We start from the raw sequence: 24,668 nt of genomic DNA, 5'->3' as shown, positions 1-24,668 counted from the left end.
TAGGCCAGAACGCCATCACAGTCGAAGAGACGGCAAAGCAGCTGCAGGCCGGCATTCATTAGGGTTGAGTCATCGGATCCGGATATGCCCGATGACCTTGGGACGACAATGGAGATCCTGAGGAGAAACTACGAAGAGCTGGACAGCAGCACGTCTGACGAGCAGCTACGACACAATATGCAGAACTTTCTGGCAAGCGTGAACTCGCTCGTCGCCCACTCCTATCGAATCGCTGGAGAACACGAGAAGACGGAGGAGTGGGAAGTCGAGCAGAAAATGCGGGAGCTACAGGAGCTATTGGACAGCATCTGAGCCACTGTTACTACTCTCCTCACGGATCCGCTGCCACTCCTGTTCTCGGTATTCACGCAATCTCTCGAATTCTCTCTCGTATTCGTCGTGGAACTCGAGAGCCTGCTCGACAGCTTCCCGCATTTCTTTCTCAACCTCCGGGGAACAGAGATTGGGTGCGAACATATTCACATAGGCGTCGACATCTCCGTCACACACTTTCCGAACGAAATCGACGGCGTGCGTCACCCAAATCCGATGGACACACCCACCATAGACGAGGTTCGGTTTCACGCCACAACACCCGATCCGGTTCTCGATGCGCTCAAACCGTTCTGGCGGCTCAAGGATCACATTTGGGAGATCATCCAATTCAACGTGTGAAGGAATCTCGTCACTCATACTCCACCCAGTCCGACGTTGCAACAAACCGTTCGATCAGTTCATCTTCGTCGTACTCGTCCCGAGCTGCCCGTCGTATCGCTTCCTCTATCTCGCGGTCATCCCGAATCCACTCAGCTGCCTCAAGCGCCTCCTCCTCGTCGACCGGCGCTTCTACAGCCACGGAGAGCAGACCAAACCAAACCATCGGATCATCTGATTCTGGAAGTTCCGAGAAATCGCTCTCCACCCTCTCAAAGTCGGGAAACCCCACGATGGGCGTAGCAGCAGCCGCTACGAAGAACTCGCGGCGTTCCATACTCGGGACAATGCACTGTATGATAGAATATGTTGCCTTTCCGATAACAGAAAGTTCGAGTGAGGGCTCCTCTCTCGCGGAGCGTGATTCGCAATTACATTCAAGACGAGGGGTGTGTGTCCCGGTCGCCAATAGTGACTACACGATGGTGAAAACCTGAGATATTCATTCAAGACGTGGGGTGTGTGTGTCCCTGAATGCTGTTTGTCCCACCGAGATCCCACTCCTGACATAATTCTTATTTACCCGGAGTAGATCCTCGAGGGCAGCACCAGCAGTCGGTGCTATAGAGCGACCACAGGAGACGGGCAAACAATGATCGAAACAGGCATGACTGGCAATCCAAGACCACGATGCAGAGGCACTGACATTCAACCAGCCGGAAGACAGTTATCTGGAAGATTGGCACGATCAGTTGATCGGCCCGGGAGAGACAACCCGTTCATAACCTCTTGCCATCAATTGAGAGAGCTGAAGAGTCGCTTCACCCTCTCCCCAAAGCGATTCCATAGGGGTTGGAGGTGACGCCGATGCGACGCTACCTTCTACGCGATGAGGAGTGCCAACTCGACTACACCTCTTCGAGTTCAGACGACCCGCCGATCTGGTGGCGTGCCGAGAAGTATCTCCGTGAGAAATTCGATCTCGAAAAAGACCACGGGTCATGGTACGATGCCCGGACGCACGAAGGGGAGAAAGTCGAACTCAAATCCTGTCAGTATCGGTACGAAGACGGACAGATAGGCAGCTTCAAGATCTGGTTTGAACAGCTGACGAAGCTGTTTCGGCACGATGGCTATATCGCCCTGTTAGTCTACGTGCCACTGGATCCCCCATCAGTACTCGCAACACAGTTGCTGCCGAACTACGCGATATCGACTGACGAAGCGGTATCGTTCAAGGCGTCACATCCCACGATGGACGGGAAAACGCTCGTCCAGATTCCGTGGACGGAGGCGATCCCATTAGACGCCATTCGTTTGGGGTGTCGCTATGAGTTCCTCAAACACTACTCGGAGAAGGAGTGCGAAGACACGTTCTATTTCGACCCGCCTGCTGGCTCTGAGTAGCTCACCGCTCTCTCAGTTACCCCCCGCTTTTTCCGTAATACCCTCCAGAACAATTTGTCAGGTTTTGGAATGGTTATGGGGTGGTTTTCCAGTGACACCGCTTCGATATCTAGCTCTTGGTAAACTCGAGCCATGCATGCAGTTCAGCATATTGAGTATACATGAGTGGTATTTCGCAGACTGCAGGTGGATTACTGATGTACATTATATCGATGTTTGGTATGCATTGATATCCACTTTCAACCCGTACGGTTCTATACATAAAAAATGGATTGTGTAGGATAGCTTCTTGTGATAGATCGACTGATTCACTATGCAAAATAGCCTCTAAAATGATATCACTTTGGTATGTTCGAATGCGTCAGGTCTCTCGGAATAATTTCCAGATATTGTTGAGATATGGCCTTTGAACCTCACTCTCCCAGAATTGTTGTTGCTCGTGACGATACTCATCGGCTGATTCGTTCCCTTTATCTCCCCTAATGTAATTTCGAAGGTCAGCATCAATGCCACAGTTATCCCGACTACACATTGTTGTAAACCAATGTCTGTAGTAATGAGGTGTAACATTATGCCGCCTTCCTGCACCCACCTCATACCATCCAAATGGCTCTGAACACCGTTTTACGGCATAGAAGACACCTACCCGAGTGAGTGGATATCCGACAACACCATCGTGCCCCTTGTTAGATGTGAACGTGAATAATGGATTCCGCTCGATCTCCGGTGGTGCCGGTGTCCGAGCTGCCAGCCAGTATACCAATGACTGCTTCAGTTCATCATCAATTGGGATCATTGTACTGATTTCACGCTTATTCTGGCTCCTCCCTTTCGGCACGAACAAAGTATCAGGGTGGTCTTCTATCTCCACTCGTGGCCTTGGGAGATGAGTTCTTACTTTTGGATGGTCAAGATGGACATCTTGTAGATTGATATTGGCCGCCTCACTTGCCCTCACTCCTGTTTTAGCTAGCAGTGTGTTGATTGCAAGGTTCAGTGGCTTTTTTATAGACTGGAAAAATTCTCTCATCTCATCAAGATCTATTTTTCGACGGTGTGTTTCGTAGTCGGTATCTGGATCTGACTCTTCAAGCGCCACCGCCATGGGATTCGTTTCAAATGTGCCTCGATTAGAGAAGTATCGGTAAAACTCATTAACGCCAGAGAAATACGCATTGAGGCTTGCTCCGCTGTTGATCTCTTCCTTATTTTGAATGTATTCAATGAATTCGAGACAATCGTATTGGTCTACCTCCGCTGGTTCCAACCCCTGCTCTGATAAAAATTCCCGGAAATGGTTGAGGGCAGTGCGATTTGATAGAAACGTGTTTTGTGATTTGTTCCGCTTACGTTTCTGGAGCCAATAGTTGATCGGATCGGTTGGGTTGGGCGGGCTAGCTTTACTCATTTCGCACATACCCCCCGTAACTAGCCTTGAAGTGGATCCGCCCGCTTGACTCAAGCTGATCAATTTCGCGTGTAATTTCGTCTTTCAATGGCTCTATAATCGCCTCAACGACATCATCCGGCGTTGGAGCGTTGTTGTCACTTCCGACTCCGGATTCTTTTGGAATGACCTCAAGGACTTGGGATTGAAGGGTATCTGACTGCTCAGAATCCGAGGGATGAAGCTGTGCAAATTCTTTGCGACCAGCTTGCACATGCTGACGGATGTACGAGCTTCTATCACTATACCCCATCTCTTCCCGTTCTTCGTCCCACTCCTCTAGGAGATGGCCGCTGATCGTGACCGTTGTGGATAAGGTTTCGGTATCCGAATTGTCAGACATGGATAGTATCCTCCTGACAGTCTTGGCTTTCATTGAGGCCGAGAGTAGGCCCTTCATCCGGGCGCTGACTCAAGCCGCGGGGTTCCACTCTCGTCATGCATTAACACGAAGGGTTGCTAAGTAAAAAGTGTCATTGATACAAAATAAACATAAGTATGAAATGGGGGGTGGACTGAATAGTGATTTTTTGTGTATTGATGTGCGAATCAGCAAGTGGAAATATATCAAATTTTTGATATTTACTATCAACTCTCGAGTTCCTCCGGTTCGATACGGCGGATGTCTGTGGCATGAGGATGTTCCTCGACGTGCTGTTGATCGATCCCGCTGATGTTGTCGTAGACCCACTGCCGATCATCGGGATCCTCGACCGATCGATGGTACGTCTCCTTCTGCTCCTCGGAAAGCTCTCCGTCGACCTTGCTTCGGACTGCACCCCCGATCATCCCGCTCAGGAACACGCGTTTCACGTGGTCGAAGAGATCGGGAACCAATTCGGCAGCATTAGCTGGCGGTAGCTCTTCACGGTATTTCTCCCGAACCGGGTCGTCCTCATCAGTGATGCCGCGATAGATGCGCCACCAGCGCGGGGGCTCGTTGCGCTGCCGGAGCGAGCACTTCGGGCAGTACTCCGCATCCATGTCCACGATGGTGCCGCAGCGAGGACACTCTCGGTGTTCAACGCTGTCGCCATCATCTGTCGGCGCGAAGCCGTGCTTTCTCAAGATACGTTCGGCCTCGTCGATTTCCGTGACGTGCTCATATCTCCCGTGCATCGGAGTGCCCTCCTCCCAATCGAGGATCTGCTCGATGTCTTCCTTGCTGTATTTGTCGGAAGCCCGCATCTCGCTCGCGCGACCGTGCTTGAAGGTGTGCGGGCTGATGTGCTTGGCATCGATCTCCTCGGTTCGACGAGCAATCCGCTTGAGTTGCTGGTGGATGCTATGTGGGTGCAGGTGCTCGGAGGGATCGTCTTGTGGGCGGATTCCGTGGAAGAGAGGGGCCTCGGGATCGTCGGACAGCTCGTGCTCCGATAGCCAGTTGTCCAAGTACCCGCGTGCGAACGTGATGGGCTTCGCCGAGTGCTCGGCACCCTTGAGACCGGTGACGTAGGCGCCGGGAACTTGGACGACGCCGTATCCCTCGCCTTTCGGCTTCCAGTGCTTGATCTTCAGGGAGGCGAGGGCGGTGACGCGACAGCCCGACTCCCAGAGGACGGTGTACATCGCCTTGTCGCGGATGCTTTCGCCGTCGATGAGCGTAAGCAGATCCTCGCGGCTGGGAACTGTCTCGATATCCACGGCGGCATTTTCCAGTCCGACCTGCGGATAGTCGATTTCCGTGGCAGTCTCGACTCGATCGTGCGCGAGAAAGTGGTTACGTACGGTCAGGCAGTAATCTCGCTCGTTGCTTCTTGCCCAGTCGCGTTCGATAGACATCTCGGTGATCAGTTCGGTCACTTGCTCGGGCGTGAGATCGAGGAGACGGTCGGGATAATCGTCGCGTCCTTCGCGACCCGTCCACGTTGTGCCCTCATACTCCACCTCGTCCAGCCCCTGCAGTTGTCCTGCGAGAATGCGGAGATCCCGAGCGTTGTTGCGGATGGTCGCTTTGCTCCACGACGGCTTGGTGCGCTGGTTTGGCTTCGGGCTCGCGATGTTCCCGCGCCGCCCCTTCCGGACAGTTTTCAGGATGTCCGAGCGATTTGGTTCTTGGACGGTGCGCCGAACGCGTTCCACCTGTCGATCGGTGTATTCCTCCACGCGACCGGGGTCACTCCCACTGGGCATATCGATCCCAGCACCTACACGACAATAAATGCCGGCATAGATTCTCTAAAGCCCGCTAAGACTTTCTTCTATCAGAAAGCGAACGGCGATAGAACCGCATATCATACGACCGGGTCGCGCGGATGCCCGCTATGGAACTGACAAGTGCTTGATACCCTGCTAGTCTTGCTCGTGGTTCTCGGCCAGCATTGCGTTGAATAGGACGGCCATGTCTCGGTTGCGCGTTTCCGTTCCGCCAACCAGCGTGGCCGCACTCTGATCCATATCCGCAACCAGTCTCTCTACGCCCTCCTGCGGGTCTTCCCACACGTCGTTTTCAATAAACTGCACGCTGGATTCGCACGCCGAGATCATCAGCCACCTTGCGACTACCTCGGTATCCACTTCGTCTCTCACCCCGTACTCGGCAACAAGCGATACGGCCGCATTCTGTGCGGCCTCGAAGAGTTCGTTGATCGTTACGGGCGACACTCCCAGATCATCCAGTTCCTGACGCGCCTCCGCTACGCTCTCGTATGGAGGTGAGTTTCTCTCCCTGTGCCACCGCTGCTCGCGATAGTCACGTTCGTTGTACACACTCACTCGTAGGAGGGAGAAAAAACTTGAAATTCCGCTTTCCAAAGTCTGAAAGTCCGTAATAGTCTTGATCTGATTGCTTGAGTCCGACGGCAGTTCTATCACAGCCACGCCTCTGGTGAATATATGGAGGACGCCCTGTCACTTGAGGTGTTCACCGGGGCCATCGCTGACGCAGTACCGGCAGTCGACCGAAACACAACCGGGCAGTACGGTGATGGGCTCGGGTCGGAAAACGAAGAACGTCAGGTGGAGTTGCTGCTCGACCATCTCCGCCAGACGGATGACCGCTACGAAGAGGTCAACCGCGAGGTGCCGTATCCTGATAGCACCGAAAAATGCGATCTTGTACTGCCGAACGGGATGCCCGTGGAGGCGAAGCTGATTCGCTACTGGCGGGCGAACGGCGATCCGGAGCCCGCTATGTACCGCCACGTGTTCAGTCCGTTCCACCAGAACACGCTGCTAACGGATGCACGCCGACTTCATGCGTCGGAGTTCAGCGAACGGAGTGGGTTGCTCGGCCTGTTCTACAAGCGTGCCGACGATAATCCAGAGACTGTGGAGGCTCTCCCGGAACGGTACTCTGCGGCGGACATCGCCGAGAAAGTCGTCGATGACATAGAGCATTGGTACGAGATCGATGCGAACGTGTGTTGCATCGCCGATTTCGATAGTCTCCAACACACTGTTCACGGGGCAGGAGCGGTCATTTCGTGGATAGTTGAATAGACGTATCCTGTGGTGTATCTCCGCTGAAAACCACACTTAGAGAAGGGCTCCGGCCTCATGGAAGGAGGCGAGTGCTAGAAAACCATTCCATTCAGGCTATAAGCAGAATCAGCGGCATCCTCGAATAGACCCATCCAGCCGTCCATTAGTTCTTCGGCTCCCTCACGCTCCTCCGGATCCTCTTCCAACATTCGATCTATGAGAGCAGCGATTCCACCACCCATCTCACTAGGAATATCCCCAAGATCTCTCAATACAACGGGAGAAAGGATATCATCGTTCTCGGGTCTTTCAGCAGGATTCCATCCCGTGAAGAGTTCAGCTAGCACAAGACCTAGCTGAAATACATCTGACTTTGGTGTGAGTGGTGATTCATTTTTCCCATATGACACCATATCCGGTGATCTATAAAAATATGGTAGTGCAGATTCTGTACTCTCTTTCCATACCATACCTTCTGTTTCTGAATCAGAGCCCGCCCTCTTCAATAGCCCAAAATCCCCGAGAACGCAGGATGTACCTTTGATGAAAATATTAGATGGTTTGATATCGCGGTGAATGACGGGGGGGCCTAGATTGTGTAAGTGTTTCAAAGACGACAGAAGTTGAACTGCGTAACTAATCCTTTCGGGGATCGGTACTGGATCGCCTCTAATAACGTCTTCCAACGTTTTTGGAAGATATTCTGCAACTAGGAAAGGGTACCCATAATATGAGCCCTTGTCTCGATATGTTAGTATCGACGGGTGGGCTGTATTTTCAAGAAAATTTTGTTCTTCAAAAAATCGTTCTCCACGCTCCTCATTAGAGATATTCTTAAATATTTTCAAGGCAAAATTGTTTCCCTTAAAATCACCCGCCGTCTGGATAACAAGGTAGGTTAGTGCATTCCCACCTTCGCCAACCTCCTGTAATACTCTATACCATCGCTCACTACCATCTCCTGACTCTGCTTTTATTCCCGAACCAATATCGGCATGGTAAGTCGCCATATCCTATCAGGGTAGAGGTATTGGAAAAGTCTTGTTAGGGTTATAACCCGAATTCAGGGATGGAATGATGCCCGACCGTTCGTTGAGAGTGATCGGTCAAAGGGTGCCGGAGAAGATAGGCTAATTCGTCTGAAGATCTGATTACCGCTACGTCACTTCCGATGTCCCTTTCCGCTTCGACGGCGTCCAATAGTGTATGAACGCGAATTCGCTGGCAGCTCCTGCGCGGAACATGTCAAGGAATTTGGTGAGGTAAGCATGACAAATCGTGATAAGTACTACAACCGAGCGAAACAGCAGGGGTACCGCGCCCGGTCCGCGTACAAGCTCCAGCAGCTCGACGACACCGCGGACCTGTTCAGCGCCGGCGACACCGTCGTCGACCTCGGCGCGGCGCCAGGCGGCTGGCTGCAGGTCGCCGCCGAGGAGGTCGGGCCGCAGGGCCGCGTCGTCGGCGTCGACTTCCAGCGCATCGACGAACTCGAAGCGCACCAGGTGTCGACGCTCCGCGGAGACATGACTGAAGAGCGCACCCGCGACCGGCTCCGCGACGAACTCGGCGCCGGCGACGCCGACAGTGACGCCGACGGCACCGGCGACGCGGCGCAGCCGGCCGACCTCGTCATCTCGGACATGGCGCCGGACATGACCGGCGAGTACTCACTCGACCACGCCCGCTCCATCCACCTCGCGCGGCAGGCGTTCGACACGGCGCTCGAACTGCTCCGGCCCGGCGGCGACTTCGTCGTGAAGGTGTTCGACGGCCAGGACCTCGCGCCGTTCCGCGAGGACGTCGAAGCGGAGTTCCAGTACGTCCGGGCGTTCACGCCGGACGCGAGCCGGAAGGAGTCCTCGGAGCGCTACCTCATCGCGAAGGGCCGCGTCGACGCGCCCGTCGAGACAGGCGACCGGCTCACCGTCGACGTCACCGACGTCGGCGACGAGGGCGACGGCATCGCCACCGTCGACGGCTTCACCGTGTTCGTGAAGGGCGCGGACGGGGGGGAGACCGTCGAGGTCAGAGTCGGCGACGTGAAGCCGACGTTCGCGTTCGCCGAACGCCTCGACTGAGGCCGTCTTCGTCCCCCGTCCCTGTCCGTCCCGCGACGCGCCGACTCGGCGCCGTGCTACTGGAGTGATTTCTGCATGTAGGTCGCCGACGACGGACAGGGGTCGGTGAACTCCGTGGTCCGCCAAATTTCTGTCGGCAGTTCGGTGCGCAGATGCGGACCCGATACAGCCCTCGGTGCCGGAGCCGTGGCCGAGTCGAGCAAAACAGAAACGGGAACGGGAGAGTTCGGTGTCGAGCGCGAGCGGGTCGTCCGGCTCGGCTCGTCAGTCACTCAGTTTCCGACGCCGGCGGCTGCGTCGTCGGCGTCGCCGCGGCGCGCGAGGCCGACGGCGGCGTAGACGAGCGGCGTGTCGACGAGCGCGATGAGCAGTTTCAGCGCGTACTGGCCGACGATGAGCGAGCCGACGACGCTCCACGGCAGCGCGGCGCCGGAGCCGAGCACCTGCGGCGCGACGACGAACGCGACGACGGTGAACACGACGGTGTCGATGAACTGGCTGGTCGCGGTGGAGCCGACGTTGCGGAGCCACAGCGCGGCGCCGTCGGTGGCCTCGCGGATGCGGTGGAAGACGATGACGTCCCAGTTCTGGCTGATGACGTAGCCGCACAGCGACCCGGCGACGACGTTCCCGGAGAGCCCGAGCACGGTCGCGAACTTCTCGGGGTCGACCGAGCCCTGCGCCGCCGGCAGCGCGATGGTGGCGAACACGAGCGCGAGCAGCACGAAGTTCATCGTGAACGCGACGTTCACGACCTGCTGGGCGTACCGCTTGCCGTACAGCTCCGAGAGGCAGTCCGAGGCGAAGAACGTCGCGGCGTACGCGAGGGTGCCGCCGGGCGCCGTGACGGCGCCGACGAGCGGCAGCGACAGCGCGAGCAGCTTCGCCGAAATCACCTGCGCCGTCACCAGCGCGGCGACGAACAGCGCCGTCAGCGCGACCGCGGCGGTCGGGACGCCGAGTTTCCGCGGCTCGTTACGCATCGTCGTCCTCGTCGAGCCGGCCGTGCCGGTCGTCGATTTCGTCGAGCACGTCGAGCGTCTTCCGGACGGACGCGCGGATGGCGTCGCTCCGGTTGACGAACTTCCCGTCGTCGCCGACGTGGTCGTCGAGGTCAGCGAGCAGCTCCGCCGGAATCTCGACGCTTATCTTGGGCATACTTTCAGATTCTCTAGGGAATACTTGAGGGTTACTGACCGCGGCTCCGGCGGGCCGTTCGGCGGATGAGCCGGCAGCGGGCCGTCCGGCCGGCGGACCGGCCTGCCACGGGTCAGGTGGCCAGCGGCCGGTTTCACCCTCCCCAGCCGACGCCGGCGCGGCCTCGCTGCCGCTCGGCCGCGCCGCCGCCCCTCGCGCGCCTCCGGCCGCGACACAGCGCGGCCGCCACGCGCCGAACGGCGGACGGTGCCCTCGGTCGCTGAGCGGAGGTGAGGTGTCGACAGAACGAGGTCGGGCGGCGAGGCCGCCGACGTGTCGCCCCGTCAGGACTCCGATTTCGGGGTGCGTTCGAGGTTGACGGTCGGTTCGGCGAGGTTGCGGCGGCCGCCGAGCGTCACCACGAACAGGACGAGGATGCCGACGCCGTAGGCGACCATCAGCGGAATCGTGACGAGGAACATCGTGATGGCGTCGGCGGGGGTGAACAGCGCCGCGAACAGCATGACGGCGACCGTGACTTCGCGCCACCGGCTCCGCATCGACTCGTACGACAGGCCGACCGAGTTCAGGAGTAGCATCAACACCGGGATGTCCGCGAGCAGCCCGACGCCGACGGTCGTGAAGAACACGAGCCAGAAGAAGTCGCTGATGCGGTAGCTGATGACCATGCCGGCGCGCAGCGCGTCGCCGACGAGATACGAGATGATGGTCGGCGCGACGTAGTACGCGCCGAGGTAGAGGCCGCCGGCCAGGCCGACGAGGAGCGCGGCGAGCCAGCCGAACACGAGTTGGCGGCGGCCGCGGACGAACCCGCGGTCACGGAGCGCCGGCCACGCGTAGTAGGCGGCGACCGGGACCGCGGCGACGACCCCGATGATGGTCGAGATCTTCACCTCGAAGATGAGCGCCTCGACCGGGTGGAGCGCGATGACCGCGAAGTTCTGCGCCTCCGGCCCGACGACCTCGGCGGGGAGCCGGTCGACGAAGCTCTCGCGGACCGTCCCGATGCCGCCGGCGTACAGCCACGCGAACACGGAGACCATGACGACGCCGAAGACGGCGACGACGTGGAACATCCGCGAGCGCAGCGAGTCGGCGATGAACGCGAGGTCGTCGTAGTAGCCGCCGATCTCCTCCTCGCCGGACTCGCCGTCGGTGAGCCCTTCGAGGAACGTCCCGGTGGCGCGCGACGCCCGGTCGCCGACGTCCTCGGAAACGCCCGGGACGCTGCCGGCCGCCTCGCTCGCCGACGCCGGCCCGGACTCCGGTTCGCCGGACGCGGCGGCTTCGCGGGCGGCCTGGACGTCGTCGAACCGGTCGAGAATCGCCCGCGCCTTCTCGGAGTCGCCTGCCTCGTTGGCGCTGCTCGCGAGGAAGTTCGCGCGGCGCTCGGAGAGCGCGGCGAACGTCTCGGTCGGCGCGCGACGCACCTGTTCGGCGGACAGCGCCTCGACGTCGACGCCGGTCGGGTCCGTGCCGGCGACGTACGCGAAGTAGACCGCGAGCAGCGCGCCGAGCAGCGCCGCGCCGCCGACGCCGACGGCCGCGAACAGCGCGAGCGCCGCGGCACCGGACACCGGAAGCGCGGCCAGCAGCTCCGCGGCGCTCGTCCCGTACGCGGTGAGGAGCCGGTCGGCGAGCGCCGGCCGCTCGACGAGCGCGTAGCCGACGCCGAACACGAGCACGGCGATGCCGGCGAGCACGTTCCACAGCGCCCGCAGCCGGCTCCGCCAGTCGACGAAGCCGGCGCCGCGCCGGACCGCGCCGACGACGCCGACGTCGGCCGCGAACAGGTCGTGCGTCGGGCCGCTGCGCGTCGGACCGGGCGGCTGGGTCGCGTCCGCGGGGCCGACTTCCCCGGTCTCCGCGGCGCCGGCTTCGCCGCCGGCGGACTGGTCGGCCTCGTCCCACCGGTCGAGGATGGCCTGCGCCTTCCCGTTGTCTCCCTCGTCGATGGCGGCCTGCGCGGCGGCGAGCGCCTCCTCCTCCGAGAGCGCCGCGAACGCCTCGGGCGGCGCCGCCTCGACGCCGGCCTTGTCCAGCGGTTCGAGGTCGATGGCCGCCGGCTCACCCGGCTCCGACAGCTCCGTCACCGCCTCCAGCTCCTGGTAGACGAAGTACGCCAGCGCGACTGCGGCGGCGGCGACGGCGGCGAGGACCGCCAGCGCGGCCGCCCCGGGCGTTCCGAGCGCCGGGACGCGGACCGACGTGAATCCGTCGAGGACGCCGTTGACGGCCGCCGGGCCGCCGCGGGTGAAAAACAGGAACACGGCGGCGGCCGCGGCGACCGCGGCGCCGGCGAGCGCGTTCCAGTGTATCCGGGCGGTCGCGACGGCGTCGATTCGTTCGCTGCCGCGCTTGGCGGTCACGACGACCTTCGCGAGGTACAGCGACGCGGCGTACAGCACCAGCAGCGGCGCCGCCCACATGATCTGCGTGAACGGGTCCGGCGGCGAGAAGACGGCGCCGAACACGAAGATGAGGACGACCGCGTGCCGCCACTTGTCGCGGAACGTCTCGTACGGCACGATTTCGGCGTACGACAGCGCCGTGATGGCGAGCGGCATCTGCGCGGCGAACCCGAACGAGAACGTCAACAGCCCGATGAACTGCGCCCACTTCACGATGGAGTAGCTCGGCTGAATCCCGGCGGAAAGCGCGTTGTTCGCGAGGAACGCGAACATCACCGGGAAGAACACGAGGTAGCCGTACGCGACGCCGACGGCGAACAGCCCGGCCGCCATCAGCGCGATGAGCCCGATTTTCCACCGCGCCACCGGGACGTCCGGCCACAGTCCGCGGGCGACGAGCGCGTCCCGCGAGAAGTAGAGGAACACGGGGAGCGCGACGACGATGCCGACGATGAGCCCGATTTTCGCCTGCAGCAGGATGACGTCGAACGGCGTCTGCGCGATGATTTCGACCTCGCCGGCGGTCAGCGAGTCCAGCCGGGCTTTCGTCACCGACTTCAGGAACGACCAGACGTACAGCCTGAGCGCGTAGAACGTCCCGAGGAACCCGATGAGGAAGACGATGAACACCTTCTGCAGGTCCTTCTGGGCGGCCCGCAGCATGGCGCCGGCGGTCTCCCGCCCCTCCGCCAGCGTCTGCTGGGTGTCCTCGTCGAGCGCGCTCGACATACACGGGTGGAGCCTCCTCCCGGTTATCAACCTTTTTCTTAACGTCCCGCCGACCGCATCGGAAAAGGCCTATAACCGCCCGGGGGTGTAGGTGCGGTAGATGCCCGAGGACTCGGACCCCGCGGAGGACTCGCAGCCGACCGACGGCGGCGACGTCGACCGCGACGGGACCGACTCCGACCTCGACGACGACACCACCGCTAGCGACGACGCCGATACCCCCGACGGCGCCAGCAGCGAGGCGGACGGCGACGACGACGCCGAGAGCCCGGCGGACGACGACGTCAGCACCGACGACGAAGTCGACGCCGGCGACGAACCCGCCGCCGACAGCGACGCTGACGGCGACGCTGACGGCGACGCTGACGGCGACGCTGACGGCGACGCGGACAGCGACGGCGACGGCGAAGGCAACGACGACGACACCGGCGGTGGCGACGAGGAAGCGGAGCCGAGCCACGCCGACGAGCTTCCGGGCGACGAGTCCGACGTGACGGTGCAGGAGCCGGAGGTCGAGCCCGCTGAAGGCGAGTCAGGTGAGGACGAGGCAGACGAGGGCGCGCCGCCCGGCGCCGAGCCGGCGGAGGAGGCAGACACCGTCGGCGCCGAACCCGGCGGCACCGCCGAGGGCGTCGAGCGCGCCGCCGAGGCGGGGATGGACGCCGTCCAGAGCGGCATGGACGCGCTCGGCGGCGGCGAAGGCCCGGAGTCGGACCAGGAGATGCCGCTGACGGCGCACATCGAGGAGATGATGCGGCGGCTCGCCGTCGTGCTCGGAATCGGCGCCGTCGTGTCGCTCACTGTGCTGTTCGTCGGCTCCGCCGTCGACACCGTCACGGTGCCGGGGACGACGCTGCAGCTCCCGGTGCCGAGCGCAGAGGAGCTCATCCGGTACTTCTGGGACTACCACATCGGGCTGGAGCAGTACAAGCCACACGTCTACGGCCCGCTGGAGTTCATCCTCGCGAAACTGAAGGTCGCCGGACTCGCCGGGCTGCTCGTCGGGCTGCCGGTGTTCGTCTACCAGACGTACCGGTTCATGCGCCCCGGGCTGTACCCGCACGAGCGCCGGTACTACCTCGCGGCGGTCCCGACCAGTTTCGTGCTCGGCGTCGTCGGCGCGACGTTCGCGCACGTCGTCGTCCTCCCGTTCGTCTTCGACTACTTCATCAGTTACACCAAGACGACGGCGGTGCTCGCGTTCGGCCTGAAGGAGACGTTCAACCTCATCCTCATCCTGATGGGCTACTTCGCGGTGGTGTTCCAGATTCCGCTGTTCGTCCAGCTCGCCATCACGATGAACGTCGTGAGCCGCGAGTGGATGGAGGAGCGCCGCCTCATCTTCTGGGGCGCGTTCCTCGGGCTCGCGTTCACCTTCATCGCCGTCGACCCGACCGGGTTCGCCCCCATCATCGTCGGCGTCACCATGATCGCGCTGTTCGAGGGGACGCTCGCGCTGCTCCGCTGGACCGGGAACTGACCGGCTGACCACCCGCGAAAACTGTTCTGCGCCGTCGGCCGCGTCGCCGCCTACGACGACGGGTACTCCCGCGAGAGCGCGTCGTCGACGGCCGCACGGTCAACGAGGTTCGGAGCGTCCTCGGCCGCGTCGCCGGCGGCGCTGTCCGCGGCGGTGGTCGCGTCCGCGCCGGGCGCCGTGTCGGTGGCGTCATCGCTGTCGGCGGGGCTGACGCTGCCGGTGCGGTAGCCGCCGAGGTCGAGCGTCACGTGGTCGAAGCCGAGGTCGGTGAGGTGGTCGCGGGCGGCGGCGGCGAACTCGGGGTTCAGCGCGGCCGCCAGTTCGTCGGCGCCGACCTCGATGCGTGCGAGGCCGTCGTGGTCGCGCACCCGGAACTGCGAGAAGCCCCAGGTCCGCAGCAGCTTCTCGGCTTTCTCGATGCGGCTCAGCCGCGCTTCGGTCACTTCGAGCCCGGTCGGGATGCGCGAGGAGAGACACGCCATCGACGGCTTGTCCGCGACGTCGAGCCCGTAGTCGGCGGCGATTTCGCGCACCTCGTCTTTGGTGATGCCGGCGTCGAGCAGCGGCGAGTACACGTCCAGTTCCTCGACGGCCTGCAGCCCGGGGCGGTGGCCCTCGCCGGGGTCGGAGGCGTTCGTGCCGTCACAGACCGTGCCGATGCCGCGCTCGGTCGCCGCCTCGTACATCTTCGACAGCCGCATCGTCCGGCAGTGATAACAGCGGTCGTCGCCGTTCGCGACGAACGCCGGGTCGTCCAGCTCCGAGAACTCCACGAGTTCGTGCGTGATGCCGATGTCGTCGGCGACCCGCGTCGCGTCCCCGAGTTCCTCGGCGGGCAGCGTCTCGCTCTTCGCGGTGCACGCCACGGCGTCCGCGCCGAGCGCGTCGTACGCCAGCGCCGCCACGACGCTGGAGTCCACGCCGCCGGAGAACGCGACCAGCACCCCGTCGCGCTCCGCGAGTTCCTCCCGTACAGCAGCGGCCTTCGCCGCGACGTCGTCGTCCATACTCCGGTTCACGGAGCGCTGACGCAAAAGCCCCGCGACAGCCGGGGGCGTCGCCGGCGCCGCCACAAGCCACTCCCCGCTCCGCCGCCAACCGTGCGGTATGCGACGCGCTGGACCGACCGAAGTCGAAAGCGTCGAGGCCGTCGAACACGCCGACCACCCCGCGGAAATCGAAAACGGCGTCCTGTTCGGCGTGAACACCGAGGGCGCGCCGTTCTACTACGACTCCGAGACCGAGGAGGTCATCGAGCGGAACGCCGCCGGCGAGGAGCACAGCGAGGAGCGGACGAGCGTCGCGCCGGACGCGCTCACCGACTTCATCGAGGAGGTCGAAGAGGCGGTCGGCTGGGACGTCGTCGGCCACGATTCCGGCGGTTCCGACGACGGCGACGGGTAGCGACGGACAGCGACGACGCCGGCAGCGACGACGCCGGCAAGGGCGGCCGCGACGGACAGCGACGACGCCGGCAGCGACGACGCCGGCAAGGGCGGCCGCGACGGATGCGACGGGTAGCCGAATCGGTCGCCGACCAGTTCCTCCGGCCCGCGAAGGTTTTTTACGAAGACGCCGAACCCCGACGCGATGGAGTTCACGTCGATTCCTGGCGTCGGCGAGAAAACGGCCGAGTCGCTCGCGGCGCTCGACGGCGCCGAGGCGGCGCTCCGCGACGGCGACGTGGCGACGCTGGCCCGCGCGCCCGGCGTCTCCGAGGGCCGCGCCGCCGCGATTGCGCGGGGCGCCGTCCGCCGACGCCACGACGACCCCGGCGGCTGGGCCGCCACCGACCGCGCCGCCGAACTCTACGACGACGCGCTCGCGCTGCTTCAAGCGCGCGCCGTCACCGACTACGCAGAACAGCGGCTCCGGACGCTGTACCCGAGCCCGACGCAGTCGCGCATCGACGAGGTGCGCGAGTGGGCGCGCGCCGCCGCCGACCGCGACCCGGACGACGACGTGGTCGCGGCGCTCCGCGGCGTCAAGCCGCTGGCGGAGCCGCGCGGCCTCCGCGTCCGCGACCGGGCGCTCGCCACCACGGACGCCGAGCGCTACGCCGAGGCCGAGGCCGCGTTCCCGGAGCTGTCGGTCGAAGTCGTCGAGGACACCCGCGGGCTCGCCGAACTCGCGCGGTCGTACGCGACCGTCGTCGCGCTCGACGAGGAGTTCGCCGGCGTCGACGTCGACGGCGACGTCCGCGTCCTCCCGGACGCCGAAGATCATCCGGAGGAGGTCGTCCCGGAGCGCCTGCTCGGCTTCTTCGCGAAGAACCGCGAGCGGCTGCACGCCGCGCTCGACGTCCACGACGCAGCCGGCATCGACCCGGCGTGCGACCCCGACGACCTCCGGGACGCGCTCGGCCGCGTCGACGACGACGGCACCGTGCTCGGCGACGACGAACTGGAGCGGCTGAGCGTCGCCGTCGACGACCTCGACGCCGCGGTCGGCACCGCCGAGTCCGTCGCGAACGACCACCTCCGCGACGCCATCCGCGAACGCGACGTCACCATCGAGGGGCAGGACTTCCTCTCGCTCGTCGAGCAGGGCGCCCGCGTCGACCAGCTGCTCTCCCGGGAGCTCGCCGACGAGTACGACGAGGCGGTTCGGAAGGCCCGCGAGCACGTCGTCGACGCGCTGCAGCTCCAGGAGAACGAAGCCGAGTTCACCGAGCGCGTGTTCGCCGGCGACCCGTCGTTCCCGGTCGAGCGCAACGAAGACCCCGTGAACCGGCTGCGAACCGAGCTGAAGGCCGCCCGCGACCAGCGCGCCGCGAAACTGAAAGCCGACCTCGCATCCGACCTCGCGGCGCTCCGCGAGCCGGTCGAGACGCTCGTCCGCGACGCGCTCGAACTCGACGTCGAACTCGCCGTCTCCCGGTTCACCCGCGACTTCGACTGCACGATGCCGGAGTTCGTCGACCGCGACGCGGCGGGGACCGACGGCGACGCCGACGACGCCGACGACGCCGACGACGCGGGCGTCGCGGCCGGCGGCTTCGAGATCGTCGGCGGGCGCTCGCCGCTGCTCGACGTCCCGCACGGCGACGTCGACCCGGTGGACTACGGCGTCGACGGCGTCACGCTGCTGTCGGGCGTCAACTCCGGCGGGAAGACGTCGACGCTGGACCTCGTCGCGCTCGTCGCGACGCTCGCGCACATGGGGCTGCCCGTGCCGGCCGAGTCGGCGCGGCTCCGCCGCGTCTCCGAACTCCACTACTACGCGAAGTCGCAGGGGACGCTCGACGCCGGCGCGTTCGAGTCGACGCTGCGCGACTTCGGCGACCTCGTCGACGGCGCCGAGGGCCGACTGGTGCTCGTCGACGAACTCGAATCTATCACGGAGCCGGGCGCCTCCGCGAAAATCATCGCCGGCATCCTGGAGGCGCTCGACCGGCAGGGCGCCACCGCCGTCTTCGTCTCGCACCTCGCCGGCGACATCCGGGAGGCCGCGGACTTCCCGGTCGCCGTCGACGGCATCGAGGCGGTCGGGCTGGAGGACGGCGAACTGGTCGTGAACCGGTCGCCGAAGAAGAACCACCTCGCGCGGTCGACGCCGGAGCTCATCGTGGAGAAGCTCGCGGACGAAACCGACGGCGACGGCTTCTACGACGGGCTGCTGGAGAAGTTCTGACCGGACGGCGACTGCGGCCCGCCGACCCCTCTGAACAGCGCGTCGTAGTCGTCGGGGCAGAGCCGACACCGGAGTTCGTCCAGTTCGGACTCCAGTTCGTCGCGGCGCCGAGCCAGTTCCGCCCGGTCGACGCCGGCGTCGGCGTCGCCGCGGCCGTCGCGGGTCGCCCGCGTCGCGACCACGTCGTAGTACTGCCGGACCCGCGCCATGTACCGGCCGACGAGCAGCAACTCGGAGACGAGTCCGCGCAGGTCGTCGGGCGCCGCCGTCGTCGTGGTCCGCGGCGCAGCGGTCCGCGTTGCTGCGGCGTCAGCGTCGGCGGCGGCGCCGAGCGCGGAGACGTCGACGCCGGCCGCGTCGGCGTCGGCGCCGGCGACGCAGGCGACCTGCACCGCTTCTGACGCGGCGCGGATGCGCGCGGCCACCGCGTCGGCGTCGACGGTGCCTCGGTCGACGAGCGCGACGTCGAGCCCGCGGTCCGCCGACGCGACGCGGCCGACCGCCTCGTCTCCGGACCCGACGGTTCTGACGCTGTACTCCTGCTCCAGCCGCTCGGCGTAGCGGTCGCGCGCCGACTCCGTGCCCGCCACGACGAGCACGGCTGCCGGCCCGGACGCGTCTCCCGTCATACGTCGCACTCTCGGCCCCGCGGAGTGTCAATCCCGCCGACGCGAAACCCGGATTAAACGGAGTTTACCCCGGAGTCGTCCGTCGGTTCGGCGGCATAGGCGGGGAAGCGTGCGCTGGTGCCCGCGGGTGGCCGGAGCCGGGCCGCCGCGGCTCGAACGGCCAAGTTCATAGCCCCGCCCCGGCTACACACCGGTAATGGACGGCCCGTTGTGGACCGACACGCACGCCCCGTCGCTGTCGGAGGTGCCGCAGGCGGAGGTGCGCGACCGGCTGTCGCGGGCGGCCGCCGAGCCGATGAACCTCGTGGTGCAGGGGCCGCCGGGCGTCGGGAAGACCGCGGCGGTGCGCGCGCTGGCGCGGGAGACGCACGAGGACCCGGACAACGACCTCATCGAGATCAACGTCGCGGACTTCTTCGACCGGACAAAAAAGGAGATTCGGACCGACCCGCGGTTCGCGTCGTTCCTCGAAGGGCGGAGCCGGATGGCGAAACGCGACATGATAAACCGGGTGCTGAAGGAGTCGGCGGCGAACGCGCCGATGAGCGGCGAGTTCAAGACGGTCGTGCTGGACAACGCCGAGGCGATTCGGGAGGACTTCCAGCAGGCGCTGCGCCGCGTCATGGAGCAGCACCACCGGACGACGCAGTTCGTCCTCACGACGCGGCAGCCCTCGAAGCTGATTCCGCCGATTCGGTCGCGGTGCTTCCCGGTGCCGGTGCGGGCGCCGACCACCGACGAGACGATCGCGGTGCTCGCCGACATCTGCGACGACGAGGACGTCGACTACGACGACGACGGCCTGGAGTTCGTCGCGTCCGCGGCCGGCGGCGACCTCCGGGAGGCGGTGTTGTCCGCGCAGGCGACCGCCGTCGACCACGGCGAACTGACGATGCAGGCCGCCTACGAGACGCTGAACGACGTCGGCACCGACGAGGACGTGCTGGACGCCATCACCGCCGCCCGCGACGGCGACCTCGCGGAGGCGCGCAGCGTCGTCGACGACCTGCTTCACGACGCCGGGTTCGACGGCGGCGACCTGCTCCGCGAGGTGCTGCGCGTCGCGCGGTCGAAGTCCGACGCGTCGGCCGACGAGGTCGCGCGGCTCCACAAGCTCGCCGGCGAGGTCGACGTGGAGCTGTCTGAGGGCACCGACGACCGGCTGCACGTCACGCACCTGCTCGCGGCGTGGGCCGCCGGCCGCGACACGACGCGGACCCCGATTCACGCCGAATGAGGCTGGCGCCCGGCGGCCGCAGGTACGCGCTCGCCGCGCTCGTCGCCGCGGCCCCGGCGCTCGTCGTGTTCCCGCCGGCCGCCGCCGCGCTCGTCGCCGCCGCGGCGTTCGTCGTCTGGTTCTTCCGCGACCCGCCGCGCTCCCCGGCGGGCGACGGCGTGCTCTCGCCGGCAGACGGCCACGTCTCCGTGCTCCGCGAGGACGGCGACCGCGTCCGCGTCGGCGTGTTCATGAGCCCGCTCGACGTCCACGTCACGCGCGCCCCGGTCGGCGGCGACGTCACCCGCGTCGACCACCGCGGCGCCGCCCACCGCCCGGCGTTCACGAAGGACTCCAGTCGAAACGAACGCGTCGAGTACCGCGTCGGGGCCGCGGACGGTGCGCTTATCGCAGGCTGGTTCGCCCGCAGAATCACCCCCTACGTTTCACCTGGAGAATCGGTGACACGGGGTGACCGCATCGGCCACATCGCGTTCGGCTCGCGGGCCGACGTGGTCCTCCCGCCGGAGTACGACGTCGCGGACGTCCGCGTCAGCCGCGGCGACGCCGTCCGCGCCGGCGAATCCGTGGTCGCGCGACGCGACGACGAGGACACTGACGGCGGCAACGACGACTGATTCAGGAGCGAGACGACGAAGCGACGACTTCTCAGCGGCGTCGCCGCCGGCTCACTCCCGTTCGAGGACGTGGACGTACCGGACGAGGCTGCGGTGGACGCGGCGCTCGAACGTGTCGGTGACGGTCCAGCCGGCGTCGACGGCCGCCTCGCGCCACGACCGGTCGGCGACCAGGACGCCGCGCGGCGCGATCCGGGCGGCCTCGCGGAGCGCGCCGGCGACGAGGTCCTCCAGCCGGTGCGTCTCGATTTTCGACTGGCGGCCGTACGGCGCGTCGAAGACGACGCCGTCGGCGACGTCGTCGCGGAGGCCGAGCGCGGTGGCGTCGCCGCGGACGACCGCGTGGTCGGCGGCGTGCGCGGCGCGGTCCGCGTCGCCGGAGAGGTAGTGCGCGAGGTTCTCGCGGGCGCCGCGCACCATCTTCCGCTGGGCGTCGTTGCCGACGACGTCGCTGCCGACGAGGCCGGCTTCGATGAGGACGCCGCCGGTGCCGCACATCGGGTCGACGATGCGGGCGTCGGGGCCGGCGCCGGCGAGGTTGGCGTACGCCCGGGCGTCCATCGGCGCCATGCTGCCCGGCTGGAAGAACGGCCGGTCGGTCGGCTTCCGGTCGGCGAAGTCGCGGACGGACTCGGCGGCGACCCAGCCGACGAGGCAGGTGTCGGCGGCGAACAGGACGCGGAGCACGTGGTCGGGGTCGTCGAGGTCGACCGAGAAGCCGCGGTCGGTGAGCGCGGCGCCGCAGGCGCGCTCGGCGTCGCCGGTGGAGACGTCGGCGGAGTCGCGGACGACGCGCGCGCGGACGGCGACGGTGTCGTCGCGGGAGCGGTCGATTTCGGCGGCGTCGACGACGGCGCGGGCGCTCCGCGGGTCCGCGTCGGTGCGGCCGAGCAGGTCCAGCGCGGTCCGCGTGTACGCCAGTCCGGGGACGCGGTCGACGGCGACGGCGTCGGCGACGGCGACGCCCGGCGCCACGACGTCGACGCCGGCCGCTGCGGTCCCGGCCTCCAGCGCCGCGAACTCGTCCTCCTCGCCGGCGAACTCCAGCCCGTACACGTCCCGGTCTGCGGCGCCGCCGGGCTTGAAGGCCGCGGCTCGCCCCGGCCAACCGCGGCCGGGCGCGGCGGTACTACTTTAACCCGGTACCTCCCACGTTTAAATAGAGAGACGATGGTCGACCCCAAGGAGACGATAGAGATTCAGAACGTCGTGGCGTCGACGGGCATCGAGCAGGAGCTCGACCTCCAGACCGTGGCGATGGACCTCGAAGGCGCCGACTACGACCCCGAGCAGTTCCCGGGGCTGGTGTACCGCACGCAGGACCCGAAGAGCGCGGCGCTCATCTTCCGGTCCGGCAAGATCGTCTGCACCGGCGCCGAGTCGACCGAGGACGTCCACGAGGCGCTGCACATCGTGTTCGACGAGCTCCGCGACCTCCAGATTCCCATCGAGGAGGACCCGGAGATCACGGTGCAGAACATCGTGACGTCCGCCGACCTCGGGACGTCGCTGAACCTGAACGCGATCGCCATCGGCCTCGGCCTCGAACACATCGAGTACGAGCCGGAGCAGTTCCCGGGACTGGTGTACCGCATCGACGAGCCGGACGTCGTCGCGCTGCTGTTCGGCTCCGGGAAGCTCGTCATCACCGGCGGGAAGAAGCCCGCCGACGCCGAGGCCGCCGTCGACGTCATCACCGAGCGGCTCTCCGAGCTCGGGCTGCTGGAGTGATGGCGCCGCTGCAGGCCGCGCTCGCCCCGCTCGTCGGCGGCTTCCTGCTCATCGCGCTGCTGTCGACGCTGCTTGCGAACGCCGCCGCGTACTTCGTGATGGGCGACCGCGCCTCCCTCCGGCTCGCCGTCGCCCCGGGCGTCACGATGGCGCTCGTCAGCCTCACCGCCGCCGTCCTCCCGGTGTACGCCGTCATCGCGTTCGCGCTCGTCGCCGACTTCGCCGTCATCTACGCCGTCTACGACCTGCCGGCGCGCAGCACCGCCATCGTCACCGCGATGCACTACGCGCTCACCGTCATCCTCGCCTACTCGGTCAACAGCCTGCTCGCGATCTATCAGACCGCGCCCGGCTGAGCGGCTGCGGAACCGGACGGGCAGCCGACCGCGGAACCGACCGTGGAGTCGACCGCTGGGCCGGCCGCTATTCGACGAGCCGCTCGATTTCGGTGACGAGGATGTCGCTGGCGCCGACGCGCTTCAGGTCCGTGATGACCTCGAACACCTTCCGTTCGTCGACGACGACGTGGACGGCGACGCGGTCCTTCCCGTCGCTTCCCGCCTCGCCGTTCTCGCCGTTTTCTCCCCCGACCGACGCCGGGTCGGCCGAATCCGCGACGTCCATCACGGTCGGGCCGCCCATCCCGGGAATCACGTCTCTGACGTCGTCGAGGCGGTCGCGCGGCGCGTTCATCATCAGGTAGCGTTTGCCGTCGGCGGTCAGCACCGACTCGAAGGCGGTGACGACCTGCTGCACCTTCCCGTCGTCGGCGACGTCCCGCCGCGCGAACAGGTGGACGGAGGAGGAGAGCACCTCGTCGACGACGGCGAGCCGGTTCACCTGCAGCGTCGTCCCGGTCGACGTGATGTCGACGATGGCGTCGGCCATGTCGACGTGCGGCGTCAGTTCGGTCGCGCCCGTCACCTCCACGACTTCGGCGTCGATGCCGAGGTCGTCGAAGTAGCGCCGCGTAATCGTCGGGAACTCGGTGGCGACGGTGCGGCCCGCGACGTCCGCCGGCGACGTGATGTCGCCGTCCTCCGGCGCGGCCAGCACCAGCCGGCAGCGGCCGTACTCCAGGTCGAGCAGGTCCGCGAGGTCGTGGCCGGACTCGCGCGCCTGGTCGAGGCCGGTGACGCCGAGGTCGGCCGCGCCGTCGGCGACGTACTCCGGGATGTCGGCCGCCCGCGCGAACAGCACCGACACGTCCGGGTCGACCGTCTCCGCGTACAGCTGCCGGTCTGCGGTCTGCTCGACGTGCAGCCCCGCCCGCTCCAGCAGCTCCATCGTCGGCTCGTGCAGGCGCCCCTTGTTGGGCACGGCGATGCGCATACGCGAGCCGACGGGGGGAGCCGGGAACTGTCTTTCCCTCCGCACACGGCGCCACGGCACAGCCCGGAGTCGCCGCAGTCGGCGTCCGGCGTCCAAGCGCGGACGGCAACGCTGATTGCGGCGGCGCGATACCGACAGGACGCATGGTCTCCCGCACTTCCCTCCTCGCGGCCGCCGCGGTCGCGTTCGCCGTCGGCGTCGCTGCCGGCGGCGCCGCGACCGCCGTGGCCGTCTCCACGGACAGCCCGTTCGCCTCCCAGCCAGACGCCGCCCTCCAGGAGTTCGACACTGTGAGCGTCGGCTGCGTCGACCCGGCCGCCGAAGGCGCGGTCGACCGCACCGTCAGCGCGCCGAACGGCTCCGGCGCCGACCTGACGCTCCGCGAGAACGTCACCGTCGACGACCCGAACGTCGCGCTCGACGCCCGCTTCGACCGCATCGCGCCCGGCACGTACCGACTCGCCGTCCGAACGGAGCAGCCGGCGAACCGGACCGCCTGCGACGCCGGCCGGCCCGAAGCCCGGTTCGCCGCGAACCTCACGCTCCCGAGTGACTACACGCTGCTACTGACCGTCGACGGCGAGTACGTCGGCGTCAACTACGCCTCCGCCGGCGCGACGAGCGGCAGCGCCGGCGCCGGCCGCAGCGTCTCCGGCGGCGCGAAAAACGAGTCCTGACCGCGCGACTACCGCACCGGTC

26 protein-coding genes are annotated in these 24,668 nt (G+C 65.4%); 12 read left to right on the top strand and 14 right to left on the bottom strand.

Features of this window, described 5'->3' with window-relative positions:
- Positions 1–84 precede the first annotated feature (84 nt).
- Positions 85–312 (top strand): hypothetical protein, encoded by a 228-nt coding sequence (locus ACQUST_RS00370; protein ID WP_435123782.1) that lies wholly within the window; start codon positions 85–87, stop codon positions 310–312.
- On the opposite strand, the gene ACQUST_RS00365 is transcribed toward ACQUST_RS00370, so the two are convergent.
- Together ACQUST_RS00365 and ACQUST_RS00360 are read right to left on the bottom strand one after the other, a co-directional pair.
- Positions 295–693, bottom strand: coding sequence for a hypothetical protein (locus tag ACQUST_RS00365; protein WP_435123780.1), 399 nt, complete (start codon positions 691–693; stop codon positions 295–297). The two genes, ACQUST_RS00370 and ACQUST_RS00365, sit on opposite strands and share 18 nt — an antisense overlap.
- The gene (locus tag ACQUST_RS00360) at positions 686–991 is read right to left on the bottom strand and encodes a hypothetical protein (RefSeq protein WP_435123778.1); all 306 of its coding nucleotides are present in this window, start codon (positions 989–991) and stop codon (positions 686–688) included. Before ACQUST_RS00360 ends, ACQUST_RS00365 begins: the two co-directional genes overlap by 8 nt.
- Before the next feature lie 530 nt (positions 992–1,521).
- Between ACQUST_RS00360 and ACQUST_RS00355 the strand changes: the two genes are divergently transcribed.
- Entirely contained in the window at positions 1,522–2,061 is a 540-nt protein-coding gene (locus tag ACQUST_RS00355) for a hypothetical protein (protein ID WP_435123776.1), read from the top strand.
- A 361-nt stretch (positions 2,062–2,422) separates the two neighbouring features.
- Here ACQUST_RS00355 and ACQUST_RS00350 read toward each other — a convergent pair whose 3' ends face one another.
- The 4 genes from ACQUST_RS00350 to ACQUST_RS00335 form a co-directional block, all read right to left on the bottom strand.
- Positions 2,423–3,469 carry a tyrosine-type recombinase/integrase gene (locus ACQUST_RS00350; RefSeq protein WP_435123774.1) on the bottom strand — a complete coding sequence of 349 codons (1,047 nt, stop codon included), beginning with the start codon at positions 3,467–3,469 and terminating at the stop codon, positions 2,423–2,425.
- Positions 3,462–3,908, bottom strand: coding sequence for a hypothetical protein (locus ACQUST_RS00345; protein ID WP_435123772.1), 447 nt, complete (start codon positions 3,906–3,908; stop codon positions 3,462–3,464). Before ACQUST_RS00345 ends, ACQUST_RS00350 begins: the two co-directional genes overlap by 8 nt.
- A gap of 188 nt (positions 3,909–4,096) precedes the next feature.
- Positions 4,097–5,614 (bottom strand): tyrosine-type recombinase/integrase, encoded by a 1,518-nt coding sequence (locus ACQUST_RS00340; RefSeq protein ID WP_435123770.1) that lies wholly within the window; start codon positions 5,612–5,614, stop codon positions 4,097–4,099.
- A 186-nt stretch (positions 5,615–5,800) separates the two neighbouring features.
- On the bottom strand, positions 5,801–6,223 hold the full coding sequence (locus tag ACQUST_RS00335) for a hypothetical protein (protein WP_435123769.1): 423 nt from the start codon (positions 6,221–6,223) through the stop codon (positions 5,801–5,803).
- A gap of 120 nt (positions 6,224–6,343) precedes the next feature.
- On the opposite strand from ACQUST_RS00335, the gene ACQUST_RS00330 reads away from it, so the two are divergent.
- Positions 6,344–6,949, top strand: coding sequence for a hypothetical protein (locus tag ACQUST_RS00330; RefSeq protein ID WP_435123767.1), 606 nt, complete (start codon positions 6,344–6,346; stop codon positions 6,947–6,949).
- 74 nt (positions 6,950–7,023) lie between these two features.
- On the opposite strand, the gene ACQUST_RS00325 is transcribed toward ACQUST_RS00330, so the two are convergent.
- The gene (locus ACQUST_RS00325) at positions 7,024–7,941 is read right to left on the bottom strand and encodes a serine/threonine protein kinase (protein ID WP_435123765.1); all 918 of its coding nucleotides are present in this window, start codon (positions 7,939–7,941) and stop codon (positions 7,024–7,026) included.
- Between the two features lie 258 nt (positions 7,942–8,199).
- Between ACQUST_RS00325 and ACQUST_RS00320 the strand changes: the two genes are divergently transcribed.
- Positions 8,200–9,012, top strand: coding sequence for an SAM-dependent methyltransferase (locus ACQUST_RS00320; protein ID WP_435123763.1), 813 nt, complete (start codon positions 8,200–8,202; stop codon positions 9,010–9,012).
- 272 nt (positions 9,013–9,284) lie between these two features.
- On the opposite strand, the gene ACQUST_RS00315 is transcribed toward ACQUST_RS00320, so the two are convergent.
- The 3 genes from ACQUST_RS00315 to ACQUST_RS00305 form a co-directional block, all read right to left on the bottom strand.
- Positions 9,285–9,995, bottom strand: coding sequence for a queuosine precursor transporter (locus ACQUST_RS00315; RefSeq protein WP_435123762.1), 711 nt, complete (start codon positions 9,993–9,995; stop codon positions 9,285–9,287).
- On the bottom strand, positions 9,988–10,170 hold the full coding sequence (locus tag ACQUST_RS00310) for a ribbon-helix-helix domain-containing protein (protein ID WP_435123760.1): 183 nt from the start codon (positions 10,168–10,170) through the stop codon (positions 9,988–9,990). The genes ACQUST_RS00315 and ACQUST_RS00310 overlap by 8 nt, the downstream gene beginning before the upstream one ends.
- Before the next feature lie 323 nt (positions 10,171–10,493).
- The gene (locus ACQUST_RS00305) at positions 10,494–13,310 is read right to left on the bottom strand and encodes a twin-arginine translocase subunit TatC (protein ID WP_435123758.1); all 2,817 of its coding nucleotides are present in this window, start codon (positions 13,308–13,310) and stop codon (positions 10,494–10,496) included.
- A 100-nt stretch (positions 13,311–13,410) separates the two neighbouring features.
- On the opposite strand from ACQUST_RS00305, the gene ACQUST_RS00300 reads away from it, so the two are divergent.
- Positions 13,411–14,790 (top strand): twin-arginine translocase subunit TatC, encoded by a 1,380-nt coding sequence (locus tag ACQUST_RS00300; RefSeq protein ID WP_435123756.1) that lies wholly within the window; start codon positions 13,411–13,413, stop codon positions 14,788–14,790.
- Between the two features lie 50 nt (positions 14,791–14,840).
- Here the strand turns inward: ACQUST_RS00300 and larE are convergent, their stop codons facing one another.
- Positions 14,841–15,797, bottom strand: a complete 957-nt coding sequence (gene larE / locus ACQUST_RS00295) for an ATP-dependent sacrificial sulfur transferase LarE (RefSeq protein ID WP_435123754.1) — start codon at positions 15,795–15,797, stop codon at positions 14,841–14,843.
- Between the two features lie 100 nt (positions 15,798–15,897).
- Here larE and ACQUST_RS00290 point away from each other — a divergent pair, with 100 nt between their 5' ends.
- Both ACQUST_RS00290 and ACQUST_RS00285 read left to right on the top strand, forming a co-directional pair.
- Positions 15,898–16,194: a hypothetical protein gene (locus ACQUST_RS00290; RefSeq protein ID WP_435123752.1), complete on the top strand. Its 297-nt coding sequence runs from the start codon at positions 15,898–15,900 to the stop codon at positions 16,192–16,194.
- Positions 16,195–16,380: 186 nt separating this feature from the next.
- Entirely contained in the window at positions 16,381–18,423 is a 2,043-nt protein-coding gene (locus ACQUST_RS00285; RefSeq protein ID WP_435123751.1) for a helix-hairpin-helix domain-containing protein, read from the top strand.
- Here ACQUST_RS00285 and ACQUST_RS00280 read toward each other — a convergent pair.
- Positions 18,396–19,052, bottom strand: coding sequence for a hypothetical protein (locus ACQUST_RS00280; RefSeq protein WP_435123749.1), 657 nt, complete (start codon positions 19,050–19,052; stop codon positions 18,396–18,398). The two genes, ACQUST_RS00285 and ACQUST_RS00280, sit on opposite strands and share 28 nt — an antisense overlap.
- 196 nt (positions 19,053–19,248) lie before the next feature.
- On the opposite strand from ACQUST_RS00280, the gene ACQUST_RS00275 reads away from it, so the two are divergent.
- On the top strand, positions 19,249–20,289 hold the full coding sequence (locus ACQUST_RS00275) for an AAA family ATPase (RefSeq protein ID WP_435123747.1): 1,041 nt from the start codon (positions 19,249–19,251) through the stop codon (positions 20,287–20,289).
- Entirely contained in the window at positions 20,286–20,906 is a 621-nt protein-coding gene (locus tag ACQUST_RS00270; RefSeq protein WP_435123746.1) for a protein sorting system archaetidylserine decarboxylase, read from the top strand. Before ACQUST_RS00275 ends, ACQUST_RS00270 begins: the two co-directional genes overlap by 4 nt.
- Positions 20,907–20,957: 51 nt before the next feature.
- Here the strand turns inward: ACQUST_RS00270 and ACQUST_RS00265 are convergent, their stop codons facing one another.
- Positions 20,958–21,953, bottom strand: a complete 996-nt coding sequence (locus ACQUST_RS00265) for a THUMP domain-containing protein (protein ID WP_435126051.1) — start codon at positions 21,951–21,953, stop codon at positions 20,958–20,960.
- A gap of 123 nt (positions 21,954–22,076) precedes the next feature.
- Between ACQUST_RS00265 and ACQUST_RS00260 the strand changes: the two genes are divergently transcribed.
- A complete protein-coding gene (locus ACQUST_RS00260; protein ID WP_435123745.1) occupies positions 22,077–22,637 on the top strand; it encodes a TATA-box-binding protein in 561 nt (186 codons plus the stop codon).
- Entirely contained in the window at positions 22,637–22,993 is a 357-nt protein-coding gene (locus tag ACQUST_RS00255) for a DUF7473 family protein (RefSeq protein WP_435123744.1), read from the top strand. Before ACQUST_RS00260 ends, ACQUST_RS00255 begins: the two co-directional genes overlap by 1 nt.
- Before the next feature lie 67 nt (positions 22,994–23,060).
- On the opposite strand, the gene hisG is transcribed toward ACQUST_RS00255, so the two are convergent.
- Positions 23,061–23,969 (bottom strand): ATP phosphoribosyltransferase, encoded by a 909-nt coding sequence (hisG, locus tag ACQUST_RS00250; protein WP_435123742.1) that lies wholly within the window; start codon positions 23,967–23,969, stop codon positions 23,061–23,063.
- 143 nt (positions 23,970–24,112) lie between these two features.
- Between hisG and ACQUST_RS00245 the strand changes: the two genes are divergently transcribed.
- A complete protein-coding gene (locus ACQUST_RS00245) occupies positions 24,113–24,646 on the top strand; it encodes a hypothetical protein (protein ID WP_435123740.1) in 534 nt (177 codons plus the stop codon).
- The last annotated feature ends 22 nt before the right edge of the window (positions 24,647–24,668 follow it).

The organism is Halobaculum sp. D14, assembly GCF_051195135.1.
In the GTDB taxonomy this organism is placed as follows: Archaea; Halobacteriota; Halobacteria; order Halobacteriales; family Haloferacaceae; genus JBNTKA01.
The sequence above is the reverse complement of the archived record's forward strand: the minus strand, read 5'-3'. Positions and strand labels throughout refer to the sequence as shown.